The sequence below is a fragment of the Candidatus Manganitrophus noduliformans genome (genome assembly GCF_012184425.1).
Classification (GTDB): domain Bacteria; phylum Nitrospirota; class Nitrospiria; order SBBL01; family Manganitrophaceae; genus Manganitrophus; species Manganitrophus noduliformans.
The window spans coordinates 1-2078 of the sequence record NZ_VTOW01000016.1 but is presented as its reverse complement, the minus strand read 5'-3'; the positions used below and the strand labels follow the sequence as shown (position 1 = coordinate 2078).

The 2078-nt window shown below is 52.4% G+C and carries 2 protein-coding genes; both read left to right on the top strand.

The window, feature by feature from the left end; all coding sequences use genetic code 11:
* The first annotated feature begins 94 nt into the window (after positions 1 to 94).
* Positions 95 to 1099, top strand: coding sequence for a tyrosine-type recombinase/integrase (locus MNODULE_RS24315; protein WP_168063795.1), 1005 nt, complete (start codon positions 95 to 97; stop codon positions 1097 to 1099).
* Positions 1086 to 2030, top strand: coding sequence for a tyrosine-type recombinase/integrase (locus tag MNODULE_RS24310; RefSeq protein WP_238339744.1), 945 nt, complete (start codon positions 1086 to 1088; stop codon positions 2028 to 2030). The genes MNODULE_RS24315 and MNODULE_RS24310 overlap by 14 nt, the downstream gene beginning before the upstream one ends.
* Positions 2031 to 2078 lie beyond the last annotated feature (48 nt).

Below are 2078 nucleotides of genomic sequence, written 5' to 3'. Positions count from 1 at the left end.
TTCACCTACCTATACGTAACAAAATAGATTGACCAATTAAACGGCTAACGGTCATGATTTCCCTGCTTTTTCTTGAAAAAGGAAAGGGGGAGCAATGACCCAGGTAGAGCCGATCATCAATGAGTCCGTCGAAAGTAAAGCGTCACGCAAGCATCCTGCACAAACCCTGATTGATCACCTCCTGCAGAAGGTCTCCCGTCTGCAGCTTCCCGCCAAGGAATACTTCGAGCGCTACATGCGGCACAAGTGGCGCATGAGCCACAAGCCGGGGACGCTGCGAAGTTCGTATACATCCGTCATGCTCTTTCTCGCCTTTTATGGAGGGTCGGGCAAGAAGGATCTTAAGGAGATTGAACGGATTGACCTTGAAGCCTTCATCGAACATGAGCAGGACAGGGGGATCCGCCTCTCCACGGTACGGACGAGGCTGGCCTGCCTTATTGCTTTTTTGCATTTTCTGATCGAGCAGGATGTTCTCTCTGGGGCGTTTCTTAAACGGGGCATCAAGCTCAAGCTCCCCGACGTCCTCCCTCGGGCGATAAACCCTGCCGATGTGAGAAGACTTTTCTCCGTGATTGACGATATCCGGGACCGGGCCCTTTTCCTTCTGCTTTTACGGACGGGCATGCGGATCGGCGAGGCATTGGGACTTAAGATGACCGATCTGGATATTCAAGACAGAAAGATTCATCTCTTCGAGGGAGAGAAGAACAGCATGGGGAGGGTGGTCTACCTGAGCGATGATGCTCTGTTCGCCATAAAACTCTGGCTCAGACGAAGGCAGAAGAGCAAGCCGTTCGTCTTTTATGGTCAGGGCAATAAAGGCATCTGCTACAGTACGGGCCGCAACCTCTTCGTGAAATATCTGAAGAGGGCCGGGCTCGAGCAGAAAGGCTACACGGTGCATTGTCTTCGCCATACATTCGCCTCCGAGCTTCTGAATGCCGGGATGCGTCTGGAATGTCTCCAGCAGCTGCTGGGTCATCAGGATATTGAGGTGACCCGCCGCTATGCGCGGCTCACTGACAAAACGCGTGAACAAGAATACTTCCGGGCCATGGCCTTGATCGAAAAAGGGGGGATCGATGGAGACTACTGAGTTGATCCACTACCGCAGGGCCTTGAAGCGGAAGAACTACTCCGCTCATACCGTGAAGAACTACATCAGCATCCTCGAACACTTCATCCGAGAGCTCACGGTCCCCCTCTGTGAAGTCACTGCCAAGCAGATCGAACTCTACACGGATCATCTGCTCCGGAAGCGGCGAACACCCAAAACGATCACCTGTCACCTGCAGACGATCCGTCTCTTCTTCGATTATCTCATCAACGAGGTGGGAAGAAGGATGGTGAATCCCGTGACGCGGATCTCGCTGCGCCTGCCAAAGCCCCTGCCCCGGCACCTGAAGGACGCGCAGGTCGGGAGGCTCTTTGCCTTCATCACGGATCTAAGAGACAGGGCCATGTTTATGTTGATGCTCCGCTGCGGTCTTCGGGTCGAAGAGGTTGCTCACCTGACCGTGGATGCGGTAGATTACCAGAGGAGACAGATTTTTGTCTTTAATGGGAAAGGGGGTAAGGACCGGGTCGTCTACATGAGTGAAGACGCTCGCTCTGCTCTTTTAGCATACCTCGAGAAACGATCATCGAAAGTGAAAGGATTATTTCTCGTGCAGAAGGGACCGATGAGGGGAGAACCCCTATCGGTTCGAGGCATCCAGAAGAGGATCGAATACTATGCGCGGAAAAGCAGTCTGGACGTCTCGTGTCATCGGCTTCGCCACACCATGGCCACGCAGCTTCTCAACGCTAATGCCGATCTGGTTACAATCCAGGACCTCCTGGGGCATGGCCAGATTACCACAACCCAGCGCTACTCCCGGATAGCGAACATCAAGGTTCAGCGAGACTACTACAAGGCCATGGAGGTGGTCCTGCAAAGAACCCAGACCCAAGAAGAAGATGACGACGATGGGGAAGAGACTTATATGCGGAAAATGAATAATGGAAAAATGGGGATAACTAACTAAAATCATAAGAAAAAGCAGGATATGTTACGTATAGCACCTACTACTAAA